Annotated in this window: 15 protein-coding genes; 5 read left to right on the top strand and 10 right to left on the bottom strand. The window is 67.7% G+C overall.

What is annotated here, in order from left to right:
* Positions 1–408: 408 nt before the first annotated feature.
* Together ACJMKX_RS17875 and ACJMKX_RS17870 are read right to left on the bottom strand one after the other, a co-directional pair.
* A complete protein-coding gene (locus tag ACJMKX_RS17875; protein ID WP_405228392.1) occupies positions 409–1,314 on the bottom strand; it encodes a lipase family protein in 906 nt (301 codons plus the stop codon).
* Positions 1,315–1,323: 9 nt separating this feature from the next.
* On the bottom strand, positions 1,324–2,016 hold the full coding sequence (locus ACJMKX_RS17870) for an HAD family hydrolase (protein WP_405228389.1): 693 nt from the start codon (positions 2,014–2,016) through the stop codon (positions 1,324–1,326).
* Between the two features lie 100 nt (positions 2,017–2,116).
* Between ACJMKX_RS17870 and ACJMKX_RS17865 the strand changes: the two genes are divergently transcribed.
* Positions 2,117–2,536, top strand: coding sequence for a VOC family protein (locus ACJMKX_RS17865; protein ID WP_405228387.1), 420 nt, complete (start codon positions 2,117–2,119; stop codon positions 2,534–2,536).
* Positions 2,537–2,740: 204 nt separating this feature from the next.
* Here ACJMKX_RS17865 and ACJMKX_RS17860 read toward each other — a convergent pair whose 3' ends face one another.
* The 8 genes from ACJMKX_RS17860 to ACJMKX_RS17825 all read right to left on the bottom strand — a co-directional run bounded on the left by ACJMKX_RS17860 (position 2,741) and on the right by ACJMKX_RS17825 (position 11,725).
* Positions 2,741–3,646: a DMT family transporter gene (locus ACJMKX_RS17860; RefSeq protein WP_405228385.1), complete on the bottom strand. Its 906-nt coding sequence runs from the start codon at positions 3,644–3,646 to the stop codon at positions 2,741–2,743.
* A 58-nt stretch (positions 3,647–3,704) separates the two neighbouring features.
* Positions 3,705–4,556, bottom strand: coding sequence for a methylated-DNA--[protein]-cysteine S-methyltransferase (locus ACJMKX_RS17855; RefSeq protein ID WP_405228384.1), 852 nt, complete (start codon positions 4,554–4,556; stop codon positions 3,705–3,707).
* Positions 4,557–4,634: 78 nt separating this feature from the next.
* A complete protein-coding gene (locus tag ACJMKX_RS17850) occupies positions 4,635–6,299 on the bottom strand; it encodes a BatD family protein (protein ID WP_405228382.1) in 1,665 nt (554 codons plus the stop codon).
* Positions 6,296–8,161, bottom strand: coding sequence for a VWA domain-containing protein (locus tag ACJMKX_RS17845; RefSeq protein WP_405228381.1), 1,866 nt, complete (start codon positions 8,159–8,161; stop codon positions 6,296–6,298). The genes ACJMKX_RS17850 and ACJMKX_RS17845 overlap by 4 nt, the downstream gene beginning before the upstream one ends.
* A complete protein-coding gene (locus ACJMKX_RS17840; RefSeq protein ID WP_405228378.1) occupies positions 8,151–9,242 on the bottom strand; it encodes a vWA domain-containing protein in 1,092 nt (363 codons plus the stop codon). The genes ACJMKX_RS17845 and ACJMKX_RS17840 overlap by 11 nt, the downstream gene beginning before the upstream one ends.
* Positions 9,239–9,718 carry a DUF4381 domain-containing protein gene (locus ACJMKX_RS17835; RefSeq protein WP_405228377.1) on the bottom strand — a complete coding sequence of 160 codons (480 nt, stop codon included), beginning with the start codon at positions 9,716–9,718 and terminating at the stop codon, positions 9,239–9,241. The genes ACJMKX_RS17840 and ACJMKX_RS17835 overlap by 4 nt, the downstream gene beginning before the upstream one ends.
* Before the next feature lie 10 nt (positions 9,719–9,728).
* Positions 9,729–10,634 (bottom strand): DUF58 domain-containing protein, encoded by a 906-nt coding sequence (locus tag ACJMKX_RS17830; protein WP_405228375.1) that lies wholly within the window; start codon positions 10,632–10,634, stop codon positions 9,729–9,731.
* A 92-nt stretch (positions 10,635–10,726) separates the two neighbouring features.
* The gene (locus ACJMKX_RS17825; protein ID WP_405228404.1) at positions 10,727–11,725 is read right to left on the bottom strand and encodes an AAA family ATPase; all 999 of its coding nucleotides are present in this window, start codon (positions 11,723–11,725) and stop codon (positions 10,727–10,729) included.
* A 67-nt stretch (positions 11,726–11,792) separates the two neighbouring features.
* On the opposite strand from ACJMKX_RS17825, the gene ACJMKX_RS17820 reads away from it, so the two are divergent.
* From ACJMKX_RS17820 to ACJMKX_RS17805, 4 genes are all read left to right on the top strand, one after another.
* Entirely contained in the window at positions 11,793–12,467 is a 675-nt protein-coding gene (locus ACJMKX_RS17820) for a hypothetical protein (protein ID WP_405228373.1), read from the top strand.
* Positions 12,464–12,958, top strand: coding sequence for a DUF192 domain-containing protein (locus ACJMKX_RS17815; RefSeq protein WP_405228372.1), 495 nt, complete (start codon positions 12,464–12,466; stop codon positions 12,956–12,958). The genes ACJMKX_RS17820 and ACJMKX_RS17815 overlap by 4 nt, the downstream gene beginning before the upstream one ends.
* 197 nt (positions 12,959–13,155) lie before the next feature.
* Positions 13,156–15,135, top strand: a complete 1,980-nt coding sequence (locus ACJMKX_RS17810) for a S9 family peptidase (protein ID WP_405228370.1) — start codon at positions 13,156–13,158, stop codon at positions 15,133–15,135.
* A 472-nt stretch (positions 15,136–15,607) separates the two neighbouring features.
* Positions 15,608–18,436, top strand: a complete 2,829-nt coding sequence (locus ACJMKX_RS17805) for a TonB-dependent receptor domain-containing protein (protein WP_405228368.1) — start codon at positions 15,608–15,610, stop codon at positions 18,434–18,436.
* Positions 18,437–18,562: the final 126 nt, after the last annotated feature.

Here is an 18,562-nt window from a genome sequence, read left to right as displayed (position 1 = left end):
GGGGATGGGGACGAGGTCTCCTACAGTCTGTACCGACAGGTCAGAAGGGCCTTGTGTCCCTCCCATCCCGGCGCCTTTCATCTTCCTGATTTCAGGCGCCGACTACCATACAAGGGCCTTCAGGCCCGATCTCTTCCGACCGGCTCCCCTTCTCTTGTGGCCGCCGTGCCGGGGTATCCATCTTGCTCCCGACAAAAGGTCGCGGCGATGGATACCCCGGCATGACGGCCGCTTCGCGGTGGCGTGACGGAGCTGACAGTCAGGAGCGCCTGCTGACTGGTGCCAAGCTTCTCGGCTACGGGCTCGTCAGCGGGTAGGCAAGGGTCGCGGGGTCGTCCGGGCCGACTGGAGCCGATAGACAATATTAGGAGCGGCTTCAGCCGCGATTGATCGGGCCTGAAGGCCCTCCTACGTGGACGTTGCGGAGCGCCACCAGTCGGCGATCACACCGCCGGTGGTGCGGTTGACCAGGTAGCCGTATTCGCTGTGCACGTTCAGCTCGCCGTCCTTGCGGAAGAAGTTCAGGACCTCGTAGTCCTCGATGTCCTCGATCAGCCCCGCGGCCAACATCTCCCGGTAATCGCGGCGGAACGAGCGGTCCAGCGCCGTGAGTTCGCCGATGGCCGCCACGTTCACCCAGCGGCGGATATTGTCCGGATAGCGCTCGGTCCCGTCAGCGTCCCGGCCCTTCAGCCGATGCTGCACGAAGCGCTGGCCGAGCGGGCTGCCGAGGGTGAGGAAAAGATCCACTCTGCCGGGATGCCCGTCGACGCGTGAGAGTTCCCACAGGGCATCCCAGGCGATCACGGAACCAAGAGAGTGGCCGATCAGCAGCACCGGGCGGCCCTCCCGCCACGCCGCATCCAGACGCATCTCCAGCCGGCGCCGCACGCGCCGGCCGATCTCTCTGACGTCGTGCAGATACCGACGCACGTCCTGTAGCGTCACCTGCATGCGCTCGTCCGCGAGGTGGGGGATCAGGAAAGGCAGCAGATCGCCCAGGATATAGGCGAAACGCTTCAGCCGCTTGCCCCAGGACCGTGCCTCGGCGGCGTCCTCGTCAGTGGGGCCGGGCTTCGCCAGCAATTCCTCGATGGCGGCCAGATCCGGCTCGATGTCGGCGCGGCTGTTGTAGAAGACCCAGGTCCAGTCGGCCAGGGTCAGGCAGTCGCCGCAATCGGACATGGCATCGGCGACGTCCCCGTCGGCCCGGCGCACGCCCTCGAGCATGGTGCGCCAGATCTGCTGACGATGGCGCTCGGGCTCCGGCTTGGGCTTCATGCCGGGGACGAAGATGATGACGGGGCGCATCACGGCCCGCGCTCAGTCGGTCCCCAGCAGGTCCAGCAGGGCGCCGAAGTCCGGCACCTCCGCGTGAGGCGGCTCCAGCGACTCCGGCCATGGCTCCCCCCGGCGGTTCACCCAGACCGTCAGCATGCCTGCCCGGCGCGCGCCCTCGATATCGTGGTCGGGGTGATCGCCCACATGCAGCACCTCGGCCGGTTCGCTGCGCGCGTGCTGCATGGCCTGCGCGAAGATCTGCGGGTGAGGTTTCGGCGCCCCCGCCGACACTGCCGTCACGATACCGTGGAACAGATGGCCGACGCCGATGCGCTGCAGGTCCGCATTGCCATTGGTGACGGCCACCAGCCGATACCGGGGATGCAGACGCTCAAGCGCCGGCAGCACGTCGTCGAAGAACTCCACCTCGTTACGGTGGCGGTCGAACACCTCGAACGCCTCCTCCGCGAGCGTCTCCGCATAGCCGACCGCCAGCGCCATCTCGCGCATGACCGCGCGACGCAGGAAACGGAAGTCGTGGGCCTGCTCCGGGTTGGCTGCCACGATCTCCTTGCGCAGCGCCAGCATGTCCGCCGGCGTGTACCGCTCGGGGATGCGCGGATACCGGCTGGCCAACCATTCGCCGAGTTTCTCTTCGGCACGGCGGATCACCGGCGCCACGTCCCAGAGGGTGTCGTCGAGGTCGATGGTGAGTGCACGGATACTGCTCAGCATGGGTTCCGGATCCGATCGATGATTCGCGGCGAGCCTCGCCGCGTGGCCCGCTATAATGGGTGTTCCGCTCACCGTTTCACAAGTGACCGCCGGGGTGACGATGAAATACCTGCACACCATGGTACGCGTCAGCGATCTCGACGAATCGCTGGACTTCTACTGCAACAAGCTCGGCATGCGCGAGATCCGGCGCCACGACAGCGAACAGGGCCGATTCACGCTGGTGTTCGTCGCACCGCCCGGGAACGAGGACTGCCCGCTCGAGCTCACCTTCAACTGGGACCCGGAGGAATACGGCGAGGGCCGCAATTTCGGCCACGTCGCCTACCAGGTGGAGAACATCTACGACACCTGCCGCGAGCTCATGGACGCCGGCGTCACCATCAACCGCCCGCCCCGCGACGGCCGCATGGCCTTCGTGCGCTCGCCGGACAACATCTCCATCGAACTGCTGCAGAAAGGCGACGCGCTGCCGTCGGAGGAACCCTGGGCGTCGATGGGCAACACGGGCCACTGGTAACCCCATGTAGGAGGGCCTTCAGGCCCGACCTGCTCTGCTTTGCCGATAGGTCCTCCTCTTGGCGTTGGCCCGCCACCGGGAGCACGGCCGTCATGCGGGGGTATCCATCGCCGCGGCCTTTTGTCGGGAGCAAGATGGATACCCCCGCAGGGCGGCCACAATAGAACGGGGCCTGGCACGGCCGGATCGGGCCTGAAGGCCCTCCTACCGGTGCTTCGAGCCGGCGACGCTCGGCTGGTCCAGCGCCGCCGACGCAGGCTGGGAGGGCGAGCGCAGCGTGATCAGCAGCACGCCGCCCAGCGTCAGCAGACCGCCGAGGACGATCCTGAGCGTGAGCTGGTCATCCAGCAGCAGCACGCCGAATATCACGCCGAACAGGGTCGACATGAGCATCAGCGGCGAGATCAGCGAGACGTCGTAGCGTTGCACCAGGTAGTAGGTGGCGCCGTGGCCGAACAGGCTGGCGCCGATGGCGGAGAAGCCGACCGCAGCCCAACCCATCGTGTCCACGCCGGCAATAGCCGCCGCCTGGTTGTCCTCCAGGCCGAAGGAGGCCGCCGCCAGCAGCGGCCAGGAGATGGTCGCGAGCCAGCCCTGCAGCTCGAAGACGCTCACGCCCTCCAGCTTCTTCATCAGCAGCATGCCGCTGGCCGCCATGAGGGCACCGGCGATCACGAAGGCCAACGCGGGCAGATAGCCGAGCACCCGGGGATCGAAGCCGATGATCAACACGCCGGCGAACGATAGCGCGATGCCGGTCCAGCGTTTCCAGCGCACCTGCTCGCCGAGGAAGATGATCGACAGCACGGTGGAGAACGGCACCGCGAGCTGCAGCGCGATGGCCACGGTGGAGACGTCGTCGGCCAGCGCCAGCCCCTGGTAGATCAGTGTGAAGTGGAGCGCGCCCATGCTGAGCGCCACGCCCGTGATGAGCAGCATGCGCCCGCGGATGATCTTCAGCACCGGAAACAGCACCAGGAACAGGAGCAGGAAACGCAGTGAGGCGAACGCGAGCGGCGGCAGCTGCTCCATGACGAATTTGGCCGCCACCAGGTTGAAGCCGAAGACGAGATTGACGGCGAGGACGAGCGCGATGTGCGGCAGGGTCATTAACGGACCGGCGGCGGCGGAAAGAGGCCGCGCAGGATACCACCGGGCCGCGCGGCAGTCAGACCGCGGCGGCCTCCGATGACGGTCGGCAGCGCTCCCACGCCAGCATGGCTCGCTTGCGATCCGGGCCCCAGCGATAGCCGCCCAGTGTGCCGTTGCGCCGCAGCACACGGTGGCAGGGGATCAGCCAGGCGACCGGATTGGCGCCGACCGCATTGCCGGCCGCCCGGGACGCCCCCGGGCGGCCGGCCCGGGCGGCGAGTTCCGCATAGTCGGTGGTCTCACCGGGTGGGACGGCGAGCAGGGCGCGCCAGACCTGGTGCTGGAAGTTGGTCCCGCGGACGTGCAGCACGTGTTCGCCCGCGCCGCCGCGGAAGATCTGGTCGAGCACGGCGCCGGCCTCCGGGTCGCGGGTAATGCGCGCGCCGGGCCAGGCCTCGGCGAGCTCCGCCAGCAGCTCTGCCTCGGGCCGTTCGCCGGCGAAGCCGAGCTCCACGATGCCCCGGGAGCTGCGGGCGAGGAAGGCGCGACCGAAAGGCGTATCGCCGGTGCCTGCCCGCAGTGCCACGCCCGCACCGCCGCTCTTGAACTCGCCGGGAGACACGGCCTCGATGCTGACGAACAGGTCGTGCAGCCGGCCCGGGCCCGACAGGCCCGCTCCCCAGGCGGCCTCCTCCACACTGGCGTCGGCCAGAAGGTCGGCCTCGGCGCTCACCAGCGACAGCCGACGCAGGTAGCGCAGGGGCGAAAGCCCCGACCAGCGGCTGAACAGGCGACTGAAGTGGGCCGGGCTGACGCCGGCCACCGCTGCGATCTGCGCGAGCGTCGGGCGGTCCCGGTAATGGGCATCCATGAAGGCGATGGCCCGCTCCACGCGCGCGTAATCGGACTGTCTGAGAGGTGTCGCCATGGCAGCGAGGATAGTGGCGGCCGGCAGCCGGCACCACCCGGTTCTTGCGCGGGCCCCGGCGGGCCGGGCCCCCTCGATTCAGGCCAGGTGGTCGAGCACTTCGTCCGCCTCGCTGGCGCCGCGCCGGCCGCCGCGGGTCATCGCTTCCAGCTGCCGGCCGAGTGCCCGGCCGTCCCAGGTGCTGGTGGATCCGCCGTAGCGCGAACGGTTGAGAAACTCGACTTCTTCCGCCGCCTCCGACGGCAGGCGCTCCGCGAGTTCGCCCAGCGAGCGTGGCGGCGAATCGGGCCAGCGGATCGCTCCCCAGGCCAGCAGCGCATCGATGGCCGCGCCGGAATCGCCGCGATTGCACGCCTCTTTCACCGCCTTCAGCCGCCGCGCCTCCTGCCGGAATCTCGGCGCCTCCCCGGGCGTCCGGCGCACGCGCCGGGTGCGATGGGTGTACCACCAGCCGATCAGCGTCAGCACCCAGCCGCCGGCCAGTATCAGGCTCATCCGGTACCAGAATGCTCCCCCGGCCGCGGAGGGCGCCGGCTGCATCGCCGCGGGCATCTCGGGCGGCGGCGCCGGCGGCTGCGCAGCAGCGCCCGGCAGCACCTCGAGCACATGGGGCGGCAGCGTGGCGATCTTCCACTCGCCCGCCCGCGCGTCCCACCAAGGCACCTCCAGCGCCTGGAACCCCACCTGGCCGGCCTCGGAGGCCACCAGCGCGAAACTCTCCCGGCGAACGCCGAGCACGCCGTCGTCCACGCCGAGTGTTTCCAGTTCCGGCTGATCGGAGTAGCTGCGCACCCCGTCCGGTACGGGCAGCTCCAGCCCCGGCAGCTGATTCGCCAGCAGTCCGGTCGCCCGCAATTCGATGCGCCGTGCCACCGGCTCGCCGGCGGTCACGGGGCCGCTCGACGGCTCCCATTCGTCATCGAGACTGACGTCGATGGCGGGCAGCCAGGCCGCGTTCGGGTGCGATGCCGGCGGCGGCGGGATCGGCTGCACGTCCACGGTCACGGGTTCCGACGTGAACACCTTGCGCACGGTGCGCATGCCCTGATCGAGCAGGCGCGCCTCGAAACGGGCCCGGCCGATCTCCAGCGTGCCGCTGGCCTGGGGGAACAGCGCGTAGCGGCGCTCGAGCACCGTGTAGGTGCGGCCGCCGATCACCGAATCGTAGCGGCGGTCGTCGTCGAAGGGCTGCACCAGCACCTCCACCCCGTCGAAGGCGGGCTGCACCAGGCGCGGCTGGCGCGACGACACGCCGACGAATATCTTCACCGAGTAGATGACCTGGGCCTGCACCCAGGTCTCCCGCGCATCCACCTCCGCGACCAGAAAGATGTCTGCCTCGCCGGGGGGCGCCTCCTCGATCTCTCCCACCGTGACGGTGACGGGCTCGCTGGAAGCGCCGCCTATCGTGAACGCCGGTATGGTCAGCTCGCCCGTGCGCTTGGCCATCAGCGACACCGTCCAGGTGCGCGACCGGCTCACCTGGCGGTTCACCATCGTCGTGCTCGACGTACGGTTCTCGCTCAGGATGTCGAAATCCTCCTCCAGCACGGTCAGATCCGGTTCGCCGGTCACGTCCCCGCCCACCTGCACCGTCAGCGTGAACGACTCGTTGATGCGGACGTCGCGGCGATCCACGCTCGCCGTCACCGAGGCGAGTGCGAGCGCCGGCAGCAGCAGCGCGACTGCCCCGACGAGCGCGGCAATGGCGGAATCTGCGGCGATGAATCCGGACCTGCTCACCACGGCTGCACCTCTTCCTGTTCCGCCCACAACGGGTTGCCGTCCTGATCGCGGCCCTCGCGCTGGTACTGATCGCGGAACTTCCGTCGCAACAGACCGCCGGGGTCGTTCGGCACCCGTCGCAGCCACTGCTCCATCGCCTGCATCTGCTCCTGCCGGCTGCGCTCGTCGCCGGAGGCTGCCGCCATGCGGCGCGAGCGCTGTTCGCCGCCTTCCTCCGCCTCCGCGGCTTCGGCGGCACGGCGCATCTCCTCCCGGAGTTCCTCGATGGCCTGTTGCTCTTCCGCGTCCGCGGGACTGGACTGACCATCGGCCTCGGCCTGGCGGCTGCCGTCCGCGCCCTGCTCCCCCTCCTGCTCGTCGTCCTGCCCCGCGGCGGACTCGCCCTCCTCGCCCGACTGCTGCTGATTCTCCGCGGACTGCTGCTGGCCGTCCTCGCTCTGCTGGCCGTCCTGGCCGTCACCGGATTCGCCCTCGCCGCCGGGCTGCTGTTGCTGTTGTTGCTGGAGCTGCCGCAGCAGGTCGCGATTATAGCGGGCATCCTCGTGGTCGGGCTCGGCCGCCAGCGCCTGCTCGTAGGCCTGGATCGCGGCCTCGAACTCGCCCTGCCGGGCGAGCGCATTGCCACGATTGTAGGCGGCGTCCACGGTATCCAGTCCGGCGAAGGCCTCGGCGCTCGCAGCATAGTCGCCCGCCCGATAACGGGCGCTCGCCTCCCACGCCGGGTCCTCGAAGAGTTCGGCCGCCTCGCCGGCCCGGCCCTCTTCCAGCGCACGTGCGGCCTGCTGATTCGGGGTGAGCCACAGATCCTGCCACTCGGCCGCCCGGGCCGGCTGCGGCAGCGGCATCGCCAACACGACGAGCACGAGCACCCAGCCCCGGCGGAACGCCAGCGCGGCCAGCGGCAGCAGCGCGAGGACCAGCCAGGGCCCCCGATCGTGCCAGAGTTCCGTGAAGAACTCCCGTCCGTCGTCAGCGCGGGTGCCGGGGGCGCCCGGGCCCATCGCCGCGAGCACAGCCTCCAGGTCGCCGTCGTCCACGCTCAGCCGCCGATAGATGCCGCCGCCGGCGATCGCGATCTCCTGCAGCAGGCTCTCTTCCAGCGCCGGCAGCACCATGCGGCCCGAGGGGTCGGTGACGAAGCCGCCGTCCGGTTTCGGCAGCGGCCCGCCCTCGGCCGTACCCACACCCAGCACGGACACCCGGTAGCCTGCGTCGCGCAGCGTCGCTGCCGCGCTCACCGGTTCGCCTGCAGCGCCGTCGCCGATCAGCAGCACGTGGCCGCGGCTCGCGCCCGCCTGTTCCAGCAACTCGCGCGCCTTTGCGAGCGCCCGCGCCGGCACGCTGCCCCGGCTCGGCATGATGTCCGTGCTCAGGCTGCCGACCAGCGCGGCGATGGTGTCCACGTCGTCGGTCAGGGGCGTCACCGTGAAGGCATGGGCCGAGTAGACGATGAGTGCGGTCTGCCCCTCCTGCCGGCGCTCCAGCAGGTCGAGGAGTTTCAGCCTTGCTCGTGCCAGCCGGCTGGGCGCCACGTCCGCCGCGTCCATGGAGCGGGACAGGTCGAGCGCCACCACCAGCGAGTCGCCGCCCCGGTACAGCTCCTGCTTCTGACGCTCCCAGGCCGGCCCGGACAGGGCTACGGACGCGAGCACGCCGATGGCCGCCGCCAGCCAGTAAGGCCCGCGCCCGCGGGCGGTGGCGCCCCGGTCGTCGAGCACGTAGGGGCGCAGGCGCTCGTCGATGATCGCGCGCCAGCTGCCGGCGTCGAGGCGCCGGCTCGCAAGCCACCAGGCCAGCGCCAGCACGGCCGGAATGGCCAGCAGCCACAGCGGGCGCAGGAAGTGGAACTCAGCCGGCACGGGGCAGACTCTCCTGCGGCGAGACCGGCCGGGACGCGGCGAATGCGCCCGACAGCGCCCGCAGCACCAGGCCCGCCAGCATCAGCGCGAACGCGCCGCCGAGCGGCCAGTAGAAGATGTCGACCACCGGCCGCATCCCGCCCTCGTCCGTCGCCGCCGGCTCCAGTTCGTCCAGGATGCGATAGATCTCCTGCAGCGAGGCGGTGTCCGTGGCGCGGAAATAGCGTCCGCCGGTGGTCTCCGCGATCCGCGTCAGGGTCTCCTCGTCGAGATCCAGCGACGGATTCACCTGGCGCATGCGGTTGCCGAGCAGCGAGGGTATCTCCATGGTCTCGGCGCCGATGCCGATGGTGTAGATCTTCAGTCCCACCTGGCCGGCCAGCTCCGCGGCCTTCAGCGGGCTGATGGCGCCGGCGGTATTGGCGCCGTCGGTCAGCAGCACCAGCACCTGCTCGTCCTCGGCCACGCCGCCCTCGCTCTCGTCGTGGACGCGCTTCACCGCCAGTGTGATGGCATCGCCGATGGCCGTCTTCTCGCCGGCGAGGCCAATGACGGCTTCGAACAGCAGTGTCTTCACCGTCTCCCGATCGAAGGTCAGCGGCGCCTGCAGGTAGGCGCGCTCGCCGAACAGTATCAGGCCGAGGCGGTCGCCCTCGCGCCGGTCGATGAACTCGCCGGCGACCGCTTTCGTGGCGGAGAGCCGGTTCACCGTGCGTCCGCCCAGCGTGAAGTCGCGGGCCTCCATGCTGCCCGACAGATCCACGGCCAGCATCAGGTTGCGGCCGGTCACCGGGGCCTCCAGTGCCTCGCCCGTCACCTGCGGGCGGACCGCCGCGACCACCAGGAGCATCCACGCCAGTGCCGCCACCAGCAGCCGCGGGCCCAGCGCGAAGCCGCGCTCGGTGCCCTCCGCGCGGGGGAACAGCGCCGTGGAAGGCACCCGCAACGCCGCGCTGTCGGCACCCGGCGCGGGCGGCAGCAGCCAGCGCACGAACAGCGGCAGCGGCAGCAGCAGGAACAGCCACGGCCAGGCGAAGCGAACCTCGGTGAGCCAGGCCGGTATGTCGCCAAGCCACGTCACTCGGCGGGCTCCAGGTCTCTGAGCCGCGCGCGGCAGAGGCCGAGCAGCGCCATGGCGTCGACCACCCGCTCCTCGGGATCCGGCCGATACGGCGCGTCGGCGAGGCACCGCCCGGGGCCATCGCTGAACGGCCGGCCGGACAGACCGCCGTCGAGCCAGGCCAGCCACTCCTTCCCGGTCAGGCCGGCGACCCGGCGGCGTTCGTCCGCCGTGATCGCGGCGCGGCGCATCAGGGTGGAGAGATCTTTGGCGAGCCGCGCGACGTCGCCGTGTGCTGCATAGTCCTTCTCGATGCGCTTGAGTTCCGCCAGCGCCGCACGCCGCACCCGGGTCCGGCGCCGCCACGCCAGCCAGCCCCATGCAACCGCGCCGGCCAGCCCGAGCGCCAGCAGTGCCCACCAGCCGGGCGCCGGCGGCCACCAGCCCACCGGTTCGGGCAGGTGGATGTCTCTCAGCGGCAGTTCGGCGGGGGACATCGTCGCCTCCTCAGCGCGGCCGCTGGCCGAGCACCCGGGACAGGAGCTCCACCGGATCGTCCCCGGTGGATGCGTCCACCCAGCGCATGCGGTAGCGCTCGAACAGGGCGGTCATGTCGTCGCGACGGCGGCGAAATTCGTCGGCGTAGCGTTCCCGCAGCCGACGGCTGTCGGTCTCCAGCGTCGCCTCGCCGCGGCCGTCGCGCACGCGGTAGCGGCCCGGCGGCGGCAGCGCCTCCTCCAGGGGGTCGTGCAGGAAGAACACGATCACGTCGTTGTGCCTGCCGATGTCCGCCAGGCAGCGCCGGGCGGACTCACCGAAGTCCCGGAAGTCGCTGAACAGCACCACGAGGCTGCCGGTCTTGGCCACCTGACGCAGGCCGCCCATGGCGGACTCCACGGCGGCGGCGCTCTGTGACAGATCGAAGTCGTCCCTCTCCCAGACCGGCGCCGCGGCCGTCTCGTGCAGGAATCGCAGCACGGCCCGGCGGCCGAGCCGGGGCCGAAGCTCGCGATGGAAGCCTTCCGCGAACAGGAAGCCGCCCACCCGGTCGCCGTGCCCCGCCGCCACCCAGGCGAGCAGTGCGGCGGCGCGGGCGGCGAGCACCGACTTGAACCGCCCGCGGGTCGCAAAGTGCATCGCCGCGCGCAGATCCAGCCACAGTAGCACCGGGCGCTCGCGCTCCTCGCGGAACAGCTTCGTGAACGGCTTGCCGGTACGCGCCGTCACCCGCCAGTCGATGTTGCGCGGGTCGTCGCCGTCCTGGTAAGGCCGGGCCTCGGCGAACTCCATGCCGCGGCCCTTGAAGTGGGACAGGTACTGGCCGCCGCGGCGCGCGCGGGCACGCATCGCATCGAGGCTCAGCAGGCGGGCCGGCGCGGCGAGGCGGATCAGCTCCGCCTGGGTGACCCGCACCGGAGAATCTCCGTCCGCCGGCCGGGATACCGTTGCCTGGGATGTCTTTGCCCGGGATGCCTGCCCCATACCGCTGACGTCTCTCCCTCCGCTCAGGGCACGCCGACGCCGGCGATCAGCCCGTGGACGAAGGCATCCGGCGTCAGCCCGTCGGCCTCGGCTTCGTAACTGAGTAGCACCCGGTGGCGCAGCACGTCCGGCGTCACCGCCTGGATGTCGTCCGGTCCCACGTAGTCGCGGCCGCGCAGCCAGGCGTGGGCGCGGGCGGTGCGGTCGATGGCGATGCTCGCCCGCGGGCTCGCGCCGAACTGGACCGCGCCCGCCAGTTCACGGTCGATTCGCTCCGGGTCGCGAGTAGCCAGCACGATGTCCACGATGTAGCGCTCCAGCTCGTCGGCCAGATGCAGTCGCAGGATCTCGCCCCGGGCCGCCATCACGTCGGCCTCGGGCAGCTCGGCCGGCGGACTGAAGGGATCCGCCGCGCGGGCCTTCGCCTCCTCCCGGTTCAGCACCAGGATGCGCCGCTCGTCCTCGGCGCTCGGATAGTCCACCACCGCGTGCATCAGGAAGCGGTCGAGCTGGGCCTCGGGCAGTGGATAGGTGCCCTCCTGCTCGATCGGGTTCTGGGTCGCCATCACCATGAACAGCGGCGGCAGCGGATAGGTCTTGCTGCCGACGGTGATCTGGCGTTCCTCCATCGCCTCCAGCAGGGCGGACTGCACCTTGGCCGGCGCCCGGTTGATCTCGTCCGCGAGGATGAGGTTGTGGAACAGGGGCCCGGCGCGGAACTGGAAGGTGCCGTCCTGGGGACGGTAGATCTCGGTGCCGGTGAGGTCGGCGGGCAGCAGGTCCGGCGTGAACTGCAGGCGATGGAAATCGCCCTCGATGGACTGGGACAGCACCTTGATCGCCCGGGTCTTGGCCAGGCCGGGGGCGCCCTCCACCAGCAGGTGGCCATCACAGAGCAGGGCGATCAGCATCCGGTTGACCAGATGCTGCTGGCCGATGATCAGGCCGCTGACATGGTTCTCCAGGGCCTGGAATTTCTCGTACAGATCCACGGTTTCCTCCGCACCGAAGGGGCGCGACATTGTAGGATTGGCGGCGTCGCGCGCCAAACCCTCATCGGCCTGCGCACCGGACAGGGACTTTCGCTGCATGTTATTCCCTTTATCAGAAAGCCGTCGCCGCGGCCGGGCCGCCCCGCGCCCCGGCGGCCTTCTGTGGACCGCTGCCGGCGGCAAAAATTCGCTGCTGCCGGTGCTCTGCCTGCTGCTGGGCGCCTCCGCCTGCGCAGGTGGGGGGGAAGACACGCCTGCCGACGCCACCGCCGGGGCCCTCGCCGATGCCGCAGGGAGGTCCTGCCTCGAAGACGGCAGCGGCTACCTCGCGGGCCGGCTGTACGGCGCCATCGACGCGCCGCTGGACTGGCGCGGGCACGCCCTGGAGTGCGAGGGCATGCCGCGCCCGGAGGGGGCCGGGGCCCGGCTGCGCTTCGCCCGCCGGATCGCCCCCACGGACGCCGACCTGGTCATCATCGTCGGCATCGACGGCCTGGACCCGGACGAGACCGTCACGGGCCGTGCGGCCACCGTCACGGTGATCGACGAGCATTCCAGCCGCTTCTACTCCAACAGCGGCGAGCAGTGCTGGGCCGACGTCATCCGGCAGGAACCCGCGCACGGCCCGGAAGACACCCGCGCCGTGACCGGCCGGGTCTACTGCACGGCCGCCCTGCCCGCCCTGAACGGCCGGGGCAGCATCAGCCTGGACGAGCTCGAATTCCGCGGCCGCATCGACTGGGCGCCCGCGACGGATCCGCTGTCGCCATGAGCCGGTTCGCGCTCCTCGGGCTACTCCTCCTGCTGGCCACGGTTCGGGCAGGCGGCGAGACGCCGGAGGCAGCGTCCGTACAGGCACTGGATGCCGCTTTCCGGCGCGCCGTCATCACGGTCGAGGGCCGCCTGGCCTGCCATCGGATCGAGGTCTGGCTGGCGCTCGACGCTTCCCAGCGGGCCCGCGGCCTCATGCACGTCCGGGCGATGCCCGACGACCGGGGCATGCTGTTCCTGTACCCCGGCGCGCGGCGCGTGTCGATGTGGATGAAAAACACCCTGATCCCGCTGGACATGGTCTTCCTGAAATCCGACGGCACGGTCGCCAACGTGGCGGCACACACCGAACCGCTGTCGCTGGAGTCCGTGTACTCCCGCGGACCGGTAAGCGCGGTCCTGGAGCTGAATGCAGGCGTAGCGGCGCAGCTCGGCCTGGAGCCCGGCCGGCGCGTATATGTGGGTCAGGCCGTCCAAAACACGGGCAGATGAGGCGATGTCGACCGCCTGACAAGTGCATTGTCTCGCCTCGGAAACTTTCTTTGGCTACTATCGGTCGCAAGCCAAGAACGTAGGAGGGCCTTCAGGCCCGACAATCAATGTGGAAGCAGCTTCAGCCGCGATCCGTTATCGGGCCTGAAGGCCCTCCTACACGGTTCCAGTACGAACAAGGTCCACCAGGAGCAGATATGAAAAGGATCAGCCGATATCTCGCGGCACTGGCCGCCGCCCTCATGCTCGCAGCGCCGGCCATGGCCGTCGAAGAAATCCCGGTCGAGGACTTCTTCAAGCGCTCGCTGTTCACGAGCTTCCAGCTGTCGCCGGACGGCAAGTATCTGGCTGCCGTCACACCGCTGTTCGAGAACGAGCGCCGGAATATCGCGGTGATCGATCTCGAGACCCGCAAGGCTCGCGCGGTGACCTCCGTCAAGGACAGAGACGTCAGCGGCTATATGTGGGCAAACAACGAGCGCATCCTCTTCTTCATGGACAAGGATGGCAATGAATCCTTCGGCATCTTCGCCGTGAACAAGGACGGGACGCGGCCGAAGGTGCTCATCGAGCCGGCGGAGACGCAGATCCGTGGCGGCAGCCGCTTCGTCCGCACGGCATCGGTGATCAACCGGCTGGACGATGATAAGAGTCACGTGCTCGTGTCCACGCCGCGTATCGATGGCAACAAGGTGGTGCAGGACGTCCAGGTACTGAACATCCTGAGCGGACGCACAGCGATCGTCGAGCGTAATCCTGGCGATATCCAGGGATATCTGACGAGCGACGAGGGCGATGTGATAGGGGCGCTGCGCATCCGCGATGGCAAGCGCAGTGTCCTGTGGCGCGACGGTGAGGATGCCGAGTGGGAGACGCTGGTTACCTATGAAGCATCCAACGGGGGATTCATGCCCGTCTGGATCAGCGACGACGGCGACCGGATGTACGTGCGTTCGAATATGAACCCCGACGGCAGTGTCAGGGACAAGGCCGCGATCTACGAATACAATTTCCAGAACAAGGAGTTGGGCCGTCTCATATTCGAGCATCCGGAGGTGGACGTGGCCGGTGTGGTCGGCTCCGAAGCCAAGGACGCTCCTGTCATGGTGACGTACAATGCTGCGAAGCTTGGCTACCATTTCCTCGACGAGGAATGGGAACGGATGATGGAGTCCGTGCAAGCCGCGTTCCCGGATCGCAAGGTCTCCATTTCGAGCAGAACCGAAGACGAGGATCTCCTGGTGCTCGCCACCTGGAGCGACCGCAATCCCCCCGCGTACTATCTCTTCGACCGCGAGACGAATCGCATGGAAGAGCTGGCCACTGCCTTCGAGTGGCTCCCGGTCGACGCGCTCGCGGAGATGCAGCCTGTGGAGATCGAGGCGCGGGACGGACTCGTGCTGCCGGGCTATCTGACCCTGCCGCCCGACAGCGACGGCAAGGACCTTCCGATGGTGCTGAACGTGCATGGCGGCCCGTGGGCGAGGGACTCCTGGGGCTTCAACCAGGAGGTCCAGCTGATGGCCAATCGAGGGTACGCGGTACTGCAGGTCAACTTCCGCTCCTCGGAAGGTTACGGCCTCGAGTTCCGCAATGCCGGCCGGAAGCAGTGGGGCCTGAAGATGCAGGACGACCTCACCGACGCGGTCTATTGGGCCATAGAGCAGGGGATCGCGGACCCGGACCGTATCTGCATCTACGGGGCCAGCTATGGGGGCTATGCGGCGATGGCGGGCGCCACGTTCACGCCCGAGCTCTATCAGTGCGCGATCAACTACGTGGGCGTGACCGACATCCCGCTTCTGTTCGACTCCAATGCCGCCTGGCGCCTGCTGCGCCCCGAACTGGTCCGGGATGTAGGCGACCCGGAAGCGGATCGCGAATTGCTCGACGACAGATCACCGGTGAACCACGCCGACAAGATTCGTGTGCCCATCCTCATGGGTTACGGCAAACAGGACGTGCGTGTAACCATCGAGCACGCCCTGCGCATGGAGGAGCAGCTGAAGCTGCACGAGGTGGAACACGAACTCATCATCAAAGACGATGAAGGGCACGGCTTCCGCAAGTTCGAGAATCAGGTCGACTGGTATTCCCGTGTCATCGAATTCCTGGACGAGAACCTGAAGGCCGCCGAGGAGAACGCGACGTTGAGTTCGACGGCAGCCGCAGACTAGGCTCCACCATCCCCGTGCGGCGGCTGTCTCCCGCGCAGCCGCCCCCTTTTCTCTGCCCTACACGGCGTTTCGGCGGTTGTTGCTAACATGCAACAACCGCCGAAACTTACTTATAGACGCCATCTAGTTAGTTCTGCTAGTGTCTTCGGTACTGTGGGCTTGGTACCACACTCGTGAAGACAACAGAGATCACGCGATGAGTGATCCGATCCGAAAGGGAGGCCGCCCTGCGGCATCCTTCAGTAATCTCCTGGAGGCGGANCTACACGGCGTTTCGGCGGTTGTTGCTAACATGCAACAACCGCCGAAACTTACTTATAGACGCCATCTAGTTAGTTCTGCTAGTGTCTTCGGTACTGTGGGCTTGGTACCACACTCGTGAAGACAACAGAGATCACGCGATGAGTGATCCGATCCGAAAGGGAGGCCGCCCTGCGGCATCCTTCAGTAATCTCCTGGAGGCGGAACAAAAATGAAGATGATCGATGATGCTCGACGCATCAGCAAATTGCTGGCTGCTTGCCTTGCCATCTGTGGAATCGCAACGACACCGGCATGGGCGCAGAGTGGCGAGGACGAACTCGTCTCCGAGGACACGGGTGAAGAAGCGGCCGAACTGGACCGCGTCGTCATCACCGGGTCCCGCATCCGGCGGACGGCAATCGAGGGACCGTCGCCAGTTACAGTCATCACGGCGGAGGACATCCAGCGCGAAGGCTTCACCACTGTCTACGAGGCGCTGACCTCGCTCACACAGATTTCGGGCGACATCCAGGACGAGAGCTTTGCGGGTGGCTTCACGCAGAATGCGAACGCCATCGACCTCCGCGGACTCGGCCCTGGCCGCTTGCTCGTGCTGCTGAACGGCCGCCGCGCGACCGACTATCCGCTGCCGTTCAACGGCCAGAGCAATATCGTGAACCTCGGCTCACTGCCTACGGCCATCGTCGAGCGTATCGAGCTGCTTTCGGGCGGCGCATCGGCGATCTATGGCTCCGACGCCGTTGCCGGCGTAATCAATATCGTGCTGCGCAAGGATGTCGGCAGCAACGTGGAGATCTCCGCGCGGGTCGGCGGCACCTCGGACGGCGGAGGCAGCTCCCGACGTGTGCAGATCGTGGGCGGCTTCCTCCGCGACAAGCTGTCGATCTCCTACGCTCTGGAGGCCTTCAATCGCCACCCGATCAACGCCAAGCAGCGCGACTTCATGGATTCGACGGCGGATAACCCCACGCTCGAGCCGGGCGAGGAGCCGAATCTCTTCCCTTCGCTCGTAGCGCTGGATACCGCTGACATCGACGGCGACGGCCTGCAGTTCCTCGACCCCGCTGTCCTCGGCCGTGGCGACTGCGGCGGGATTCCGGAGCTGACCTACACCAGCGATTCGCGTGGTTTCTTCTGCGGCCAGCCGGACCTTCAGGCCTTCCAGTCGATCCGCAACAGCGACGACAACTACTCGGCGTACACCTACGGCACCTACGAGTTCAGCACGCGGGCGGAGCTGTTCGCCTCGCTCAACTACTGGAACTCCGACGCCGAATTCAACGTCGGTCTCCCCCTCTGGGTAACCAACGGCGAGGGGAGCGGTCTCATCCTCAATACGCAGACCGGAGGCCTCGTTCTCGGCCAGCGTTTCTTCCAACCGTCGGAGATCGGCTCGCCGGGCATCGTCAACAGCTTCGAAGAAGAAGCGGTTGATGTCGCATTCGGCATACGCGGCACGATTTTCAGCGACCTGGTCGAGTACGAGTTGACCTACAGCCATGCGGAATACGATGTGGAACGTGATCGCCGGTTGTTCAAGGAGGAGCTCGTCGACGACTTTTTCTACGGCCAGCCTCTGGGAGTCGTGTCCGGATTCCCCGTACACGATATGGATCTCGTGAATTTCTTCTCGCCGATCACGCCGGAGCAATACAACGAACTGAGCGGAATCAACACGACGACGGCGGACTCCTCGAACGACATCTTCACGGCCGTACTGACCGGTGATCTGTTCAGCCTGCAGCTCCCCGGCGGTCCCGTGCAGTACGCGGCCGTCGCCGAGTGGGGCAGCCAGGACTACGATATCCAGCTGGACGACCGTCTGAAGGACGGAACGCTGGCCGACCCGGACGAGCCGGGCAACGGCTGGTGGGGCTTCACGGGCTCCGGTGGCGGCGGCGAGCGGGACCGCTACGCGGCGGGCCTCGAGCTGCGGCTCCCGGTTGCCTCCACCCTCCTGGTATCCGCGGCCGCTCGCTACGACAATTACGATGACATCACCAATGTGGACGGGGCGTTGACGTACAATCTCGGCGTCGAGTACCGGCCGACGGATCGCATCCTCCTTCGGGCGAGCCGGGCCACCTCGTTCCGTGCGCCGGACATGCATTACGTGTTCGCGGACCCCAGTGGCTTCTTCACGACGATCACCGATGAATTCCTCTGTCGCCGTGACGAGCCCGATACGCCTTTCTCGCAATGTACGCAGAGCGGTTACGGCATCCAGGGCGCTCGTGAAGGCAACCCCCGTCTCGAGGAAGAAGAGGGGGATTCCTGGGGCTTTGGTTTCGTCGTCGAGCCCATCGACAACCTGACGCTGACCGCCGACTTCTACAAGATCGAACTGCAGGGTGTGGTCAACGATATCAGCCTCGGTTACCTCATCGAGACCGAGGCGGACTGCCGCCTCGGCGAGACTCTCGGCGGTGAGTCGGTCGATCCGAACTCATCAGAGTGTCAGGAAGTCTCCGCTCGGATCGAGCGGGCGCCTGTCAGCGACAGCGAGTTCAGCGAGCGGATCATCAGCATCGAGACCGGCCCGATCAACCGGACCTTCCTCGGCACGTCGGGCATCGATGCGTCTCTGCGCTACTCGTGGGATACCGATCGTTTCGGCTCGTTCGCGTTCGAGACCCAGTGGTCGCACGTCCTGGACTACGATGTACAGGAGTTCGCTGGCGACCCCGTCGAGAACATCCGCGACGATCTGCAGAACTTCCAGCAACGCAGCCGCATCCGCGGCTCGCTGACCTGGGGTTACAAGGACCTCACGACGACGCTCTTCGGGATAAGACTCGGATCGGTTCCGAACTGGGGAGAGACCGGACGCATCGGACCGCAGATGGTCTACAACCTGACGGCGAACTACCGGGTCAACAACAATTTCGATATCGACCTGGTCGTGCAGAACCTTATGGATGAGAACCCGCCCCGTGACGGTACGTTCGATACTTATCCGTACTTCTGGTTCAACTACACCGGCCTCGCCTATGGTCGTGAGTACTTCCTGCAGGCGAATTACAACTTCGACTACTGATCCGCTTTCCGGATCGGCAATTCAAAGCCCGGCTTCGGCCGGGCTTTTTTTTGTGTGTATGATTCGTCGGACAACTGTAGGAGGGCCTTCAGGCCCGATATTTCGATGAATCGGGGCTAAAGCCCC

The organism is Lentisalinibacter sediminis, assembly GCF_040706615.1.
Taxonomy (GTDB): Bacteria; Pseudomonadota; Gammaproteobacteria; order Steroidobacterales; family Woeseiaceae; genus Lentisalinibacter; species Lentisalinibacter sediminis.
The sequence above is the reverse complement of the archived record's forward strand: the minus strand, read 5'-3'. Positions and strand labels throughout refer to the sequence as shown.

Excerpts from the sequence above, each read along its gene's own strand:
- ACJMKX_RS17805 (WP_405228368.1), top strand. The coding sequence starts at position 15,608 with ATGAAGATGATCGATGATGCTCGACGCATCAGCAAATTGCTGGCTGCT.
- ACJMKX_RS17870 (WP_405228389.1), bottom strand. The coding sequence starts at position 2,016 with ATGCTGAGCAGTATCCGTGCACTCACCATCGACCTCGACGACACCCTC.
- ACJMKX_RS17825 (WP_405228404.1), bottom strand. The coding sequence starts at position 11,725 with ATGTCGCGCCCCTTCGGTGCGGAGGAAACCGTGGATCTGTACGAGAAA.
- ACJMKX_RS17835 (WP_405228377.1), bottom strand. The coding sequence starts at position 9,718 with ATGTCCCCCGCCGAACTGCCGCTGAGAGACATCCACCTGCCCGAACCG.
- ACJMKX_RS17865 (WP_405228387.1), top strand. The coding sequence starts at position 2,117 with ATGAAATACCTGCACACCATGGTACGCGTCAGCGATCTCGACGAATCG.
- ACJMKX_RS17855 (WP_405228384.1), bottom strand. The coding sequence starts at position 4,556 with ATGGCGACACCTCTCAGACAGTCCGATTACGCGCGCGTGGAGCGGGCC.
- ACJMKX_RS17815 (WP_405228372.1), top strand. The coding sequence starts at position 12,464 with ATGAGCCGGTTCGCGCTCCTCGGGCTACTCCTCCTGCTGGCCACGGTT.
- ACJMKX_RS17820 (WP_405228373.1), top strand. The coding sequence starts at position 11,793 with ATGTTATTCCCTTTATCAGAAAGCCGTCGCCGCGGCCGGGCCGCCCCG.
- ACJMKX_RS17860 (WP_405228385.1), bottom strand. The coding sequence starts at position 3,646 with ATGACCCTGCCGCACATCGCGCTCGTCCTCGCCGTCAATCTCGTCTTC.
- ACJMKX_RS17810 (WP_405228370.1), top strand. The coding sequence starts at position 13,156 with ATGAAAAGGATCAGCCGATATCTCGCGGCACTGGCCGCCGCCCTCATG.